General features: G+C 47.4%; 3 protein-coding genes. 2 read left to right on the top strand and 1 reads right to left on the bottom strand.

From position 1 onward, the window contains the following. Positions 1–591 precede the first annotated feature (591 nt). Entirely contained in the window at positions 592–1,896 is a 1,305-nt protein-coding gene (gene miaB, locus B3N33_RS07815) for a tRNA (N6-isopentenyl adenosine(37)-C2)-methylthiotransferase MiaB (protein ID WP_292592865.1), read from the bottom strand. A gap of 186 nt (positions 1,897–2,082) precedes the next feature. On the opposite strand from miaB, the gene B3N33_RS07810 reads away from it, so the two are divergent. Together B3N33_RS07810 and B3N33_RS07805 are read left to right on the top strand one after the other, a co-directional pair. Next, positions 2,083–2,862, top strand: a complete 780-nt coding sequence (locus tag B3N33_RS07810) for a trypsin-like peptidase domain-containing protein (RefSeq protein WP_292592864.1) — start codon at positions 2,083–2,085, stop codon at positions 2,860–2,862. A gap of 110 nt (positions 2,863–2,972) precedes the next feature. Further along, a partial coding sequence (locus B3N33_RS07805) for an InlB B-repeat-containing protein (protein ID WP_292592862.1) occupies positions 2,973–6,009 on the top strand: 3,037 nt, incomplete at its 3' end.

Here is a 6,009-nt window from a genome sequence, read left to right as displayed (position 1 = left end):
GTCCTTCGCCCCAAATCATGGATCCGGCCTTCGAAAGAACCGCTGAACGCTTAAGAGCAAAAACCCGCTGGCCGCTGATGAAAACAACGTTGTCGGTCAACAGTCCTCAGTCCTCTAAATAGAGCGGCTGCAAGTTGCCAGTTCCAAGTTGCAAGTGCAGGACAGAGAAACTACACCAAATGTGACACGATCTGTCATGCTGAACATGCGGTCCGTTCTTGATGTGTTCAACACACCCCGTCGACGATGGAGCCGTCGCCACCCCTCTCAAGAGGGGATTAAAGAGCTTTTCAAAGCTTCTGAGATGCTCCGGATCCGTGCCTATCCCTGCCCTCTTTGCTTTCCCCTTCTCGCTATTCTTTGAATAAATGGTTTGACCAAAAACGAAGGACAGATACTTGTTCCGGAACGAAAAAACAGGTTTCTTGGGCCAACGGCGAACCGCTCAATAACGAACAAGTTTCTCTTGATCTTCCGATCTCCAATCACGAACATCTAGCCTTGCTTTTGTTGCTTGCAACTTGGAACTTGCATCTTGCAACTGATCTTTTTCTCTTTCCTACCACGAACCTGCAACCCCGCACCCCTGTCTCATGGTGTAATTACTCCATACAACGGTCCCGCGGATACCCTTTCAATTCTGATCTTAACAGATTTGCCGATCAGTTCGGGTTGTGCTTCGTAGATGACGATTTTGTTGTTCATTGTTCTTCCGTAGATCTTGCCGTTTCCTTTGATCTTGCCTTCGCCGATTACATCTATAATTCTGTCAAGATACTTCTCGTTTTCTTCCCTGTTGATGTGTTTTTGCAAAGTGAGAAGATCATTGAGCCTTCTAGTCTTCACTTCTTGTGGAACATCATCGGCCATCTTTCTTGCAGATAACGTGCCTTCTCTGGGTGAATACATTGCCAGGTTGATTCGTTCAAATCTGATTTCCTTTACAAGCGAAACCGTTTCTACGTACTCCTCTTCTGTCTCCCCGGGAAAGCCGATAATAATATCAGTGCTCAAGGTTGCGTCAGGAATTCTTGTTTTGACACGCTCGATGAGATCTAGATAGTACTCTCTCGAATAGCCCCTGTTCATTGCTTTCAAGATTCGATCGCTTCCCGACTGAACGGGCAAGTGGATGGAGCGAGATATCTTTTCGGATGAAGCAATTACTTCAATCAACTCGTCGCTGAAGTCTCTTGGGTATGAAGTGAGAAACCAGATTCTTTCAATTCCATCTATCTTCGTCGTTTCTCTTATTAGCTCTGCAAGTGTAGACCCATCCTTCAAGTCCTTTCCGTATGAATCGACATTCTGTCCAAGGTAAGTTATTTCTCTATAACCTTTTGCGACAAGTCCCCTTGCCTCCGAAAGAATGTCGTTCATGTTCCTACTTTTTTCTCTGCCCCTTGTATAGGGAACGATGCAGTATGAGCAGAATTTGTTGCATCCAAATATTATGGTAATCCAGGCGTGATGCGAGCTAGTCCTAATTCTAGGAGTATCCGAATCGAGTTCATCGATGAAGTCGCCCATCTCTATGAATCTCTCGCCCGACTCCGCTCTTCCGAGCAATTCATCTACTTTCGTAATCGAGCGTGTCCCAAACACGAAGTCGACCTCTTTGTGAGTAAGCAGTTCGGTGGCGTTCTTCTCGGCTACACATCCGCAGACACCTACCAGAAGTCTCCCGTTCTTCTTCTTAAGCGCCTTCAGCTGGCCTAGTTTGCCGTACAGCTTGTCCTCTGATTTGCCTCTTACGGCGCATGTGTTTACGATGATTGCGTCTGCTTCTTCCTCATTGCCTGCAATCTTGTGACCGGCGGCAGAGAGAATACCCATCATAGCTTCTGTATCGTTCATATTCATCTGGCAACCGAATGTCCTGAATGCTACTTTCAAGTGATCACTCCTAATCCGATATCATTGATCAGCTAAATTGTACCGCATTAAGTTAGGACGAGAAACCCCGGTATGTTACCATTCTAATGTGTCTCTTTGTACGAAAATGCAAGCGAAAAGTCTCTGGATAGAGACTATCGGCTAAGAGCAGCATCTGAATTCAGGCAACGCTACTGGAGGTGCGAAGTGTTTTCGGAAGCTTTTAGGATAGCAAGTCAGTTCACAAGACCGGTCGTAGTTCTTACGAGAAGCGGTACGGGCAAGGTGTCCGCAACTTGCGGGACCTTCATGATACTTAATCGAGAAGGCTGGATAATTACAGTTGCTCACCTGTGGCAATCGTATTTCTTATACAAACAGCAGCAGACGAAAAAGGAAAACGATCCGGAGAAGAAGATTGAAAACCATTCGTTTTGGTGGGGTGGAGATGGGAAGAGCCTGAAGGATATAAAGCCATTCCCAGAGTCCGATCTAGTTGTTGGTAGACTTGACCCGTTCGACCCCTCTGAGATCATGGAGTATCCGGTTTTCGTGACACCTGAGGAAATGAGTATTGGAACTAGCTTGTGCAGGGTCGGTTATCCCTTTTCGAGAATAAGAGCCTCCTTTGACAAAAAGAACTCCAGATTTTTGATGGACAGCAAGAGCTTGCCTTCGCTCTATCCAATTGAGGGAATATACACAAGAACCGTAGTGGCTCCTGCATTCAAAGAGGCAAAGAAGATTGCGAAATTCGTTGAGACCTCTTCACCAGGTCTTCTTGGCCAGAGCGGTGGGCCGATAGTGGACATGAAAGGGAAGGTCTGGGCAATCCAGAGCAGGACGGTTCATCTGCCGCTAGGCTTCAGCCCGAAACTCAGAAGAGGCGGAAAGGAAATTGAAGAGAACCAGTTTCTCAACGCTGGTTGGGGAGTTCACATAGAAGAAATCCGTGAAGCCCTGCGCTATACTAATAAACCCAAATAATCATTGATATTCTAAGGTACCCCGCTTTGTTGAATAATATGACAAAATGGTAAAATATCTTAATAGCAGGTATTCTGAAATTACATATTTCCTTCAAGGAGTAGATTTCTGTGAAAAAGACCTCATCAGTTTTACTGTCTATTTTGCTTGTTCTTGTGGTTTTCTCGACCCAAGGTTGCTTTCTTTTTCGAAACGTAACTCTGTCAATAGAGAATTCAGAGCTGTCAATTGGAATCGGTGAGTCGGAGCAGATACGAATCAAAGTAAAACCAGAGGATGCTACCTTGAAGTTTTCTTCCAACAACGAATCGGTAGCGACAGTCACAACTTCTGGTATGGTAATCGGTGTCTCTGCCGGAGAGGCAGAGATTACAATTGAGGCGACCAAAGACAAATACAAGAGCGCTTTGAAGAAAGTCAGCGTTCAAGTTGTGGGAGAAGAATCATTTTCCGTAACGTTTTCAGTGATTGATTCATCCGGAGCCGTGCAAGGAGCGAACGTCACTTTCAATAGTGAGACAAAGACCACAGACGCGAGTGGCAAAGCAGTGTTTGCTGGTGTGTTGGCGGGGAACAAGGATTACTTTGTGAACAAGGCAGGCTACAACGAAGCTATTGGAAGCGTTAACGTGGATGAGGACAAAACTGTAGAAGTAACTCTTGAAAGGAAGGCTTACATTATCACTGCGACAGCAGGACCGGGAGGAAGCATAGATCCTTCCGGAGAGGTGGAAGTCGATCATGGAGACAGTATTAATTTCAGTGTAATTGCCGATGATGGTTATGCTATAGAAGATGTAGTTTCTGACGGAGTATCAATCGGGCAAGTCGACAATTACACTTACACCAAAGTTACATCAGATCACACAATCCACGCAACTTTCAAGCTCAAGACCTATACACTGACGACAAACGTAGTAGGCCAGGGAACTGTAACGAAGAATCCGAACAAAACTGCATACGATTATGGAGAGGAAGTACAGCTTACCGCTACCCCGGATGAGGGCTGGAACTTCGCCGGCTGGAGCGGAGACCTTAGTGGTTCTGCAAATCCCGCAAACATAGCAATGGATTCAAATAAGACAGTAACAGCGACCTTCACAATAAAGAAGTACACGATAGCCGCATCGGCCAATCCTCCGGCCGGTGGAGCAATAACTGGAGCCGGGAGCTACAATCACGGAGATGCTGTTAACCTTGTGGCCACTGCAAACGAAGGCTATGAATTCATAAACTGGACAGAGAATGGAGTGCAGGTAAGCGCGAACGCCGCTTACTCGTTCACGGCGACCTCGAACAGGACACTCGTAGCCAACTTCAGATTGAAGACCTACACGATCACCGCGACGGCTGGAGCGGGAGGCAATATAAACCCCGCAGGGAATGTGAATGTTACCCACGGTTCGAGTCAATCATTCACAATAATTCCCAATGCCAGTTATGACATAGGAGATGTCGAAGTAGACGGAGTTTCCGTTGGAGCTGTATCCAGCTACACATTCAACAACGTGACCGCCAATCATACTATTCACGCTACATTCCGACTTAAGACTTACACAATAGCCGTATCGGCCAATCCTCCTGCCGGTGGAACGGTAACTGGAGCCGTGAGCTACAACCACGGAGACACTGTGGACCTTGTGGCCACTCCAAACGAAGGCTATGAGTTCGTCAACTGGACAGAGAATGGAGAGCAGGTAAGCACGAATGCCGCTTACTCATTCGTGGCTACCGCGAACAGAACGCTCGTGGCCAACTTCAGACTGAAGACCTACACAATCACCGCGACGGATGGAGCGGGAGGAAACATAGATCCCTCTGGTGATGTCTCAGTAAATCATGGAGATGATCAGGAGTTTGCTATAACTCCCGATGAGGGCTACAACGTTGAAGACGTACTGATCGATGGGGAGTCTGTTGGACCGAGGACATCGTATACTTTCACTGAAGTCGCTGCTGACCACACGATCCACGCCAGCTTCTCACTTCTGCCTCCTCCAACATATACAGTGACCTTCAACGTGAGCGATAACCAGGGAGCAGTTCAGGGTGCTAACGTCGCCTTCAACGGAGAGAACAAGAGCACCGACGCGCAGGGAAAGGCCGTCTTCACAAACGTTCAGTCCGGATCAAGATCATACACGATAAGCAAGACGGGATATAACAACGATACGGGGAACGTCAATGTCGATGGCGATGAGACAGTCGGTGTGATACTCACAAAGAAGACCTACACGATCACCGCGACAGCGGGGGCTGGAGGTAGTATAAATCCCGCAGGGAATGTGCAGGTAGAACATGGATCGAACAGATTGTTCAACATAACCCCGAATACTGGATACGAGATAGAAGACGTAAAGGTAGATGGAGTCTCTATTGGGGCCGTTTCCACATACAACTTCAAAAACGTCACGACTAACCACACCATTCACGCTACATTCCGACTTAAGAGTTACACAATAACCGTTTCGGCAAATCCTCCGGCCGGTGGAAATGTGAGCGGCGGAGGAAACTACACTCACGGAGATACTGTAAACCTTTTGGCCACTCCAAACGAAGGCTACGAATTTGTCAACTGGACAGAGAACGGGGTGCAGGTGAGCGCGAATGCCGCTTACTCGTTCACAGCGACTGCGAACAGGACACTCGTAGCCAACTTCAGACTGAAGACCTACACGATCACCGCGACGGCGGGAGCGGGAGGCAATATAAACCCCGCAGGGAATGTGCAGGTAGAACATGGATCGAATAGATTGTTCAACATAACCCCGAATACCGGATACGAGATAGAAGACGTAAAGGTAGATGGAGTTTCCGTTGGAGCCGTCTCCACATACAACTTCACAAACGTGACGGCCAATCATACTATAGCTGCCACTTTCAATCTCAAGACCTATACATTGACGACAAACGTAGTTGGTCAGGGGACGGTAACCAGAAACCCGGACAAATCCAAGTACAATCACGGTGAGGTTGTTCAATTAACTGCTAATCCTTCTGCCGGCTGGGCTTTCGACAGCTGGAGCGGAGATCTGAGCGGCTCTGCAAATCCGGCCAATCTGACTATGAACGGAAACAAAACGGTGACTGCCAATTTCGTCAGAGTATATACGGTAACTTTCAATGTGAGCGATAACCAGGGAGCAG

The organism is Mesotoga sp. UBA5825 (assembly GCF_002432955.1).
GTDB lineage: Bacteria > Thermotogota > Thermotogae > Petrotogales > Kosmotogaceae > Mesotoga.
Note: the sequence above shows the minus strand (reverse complement) of the source record. Positions and strands in the feature narration are given on the sequence as shown.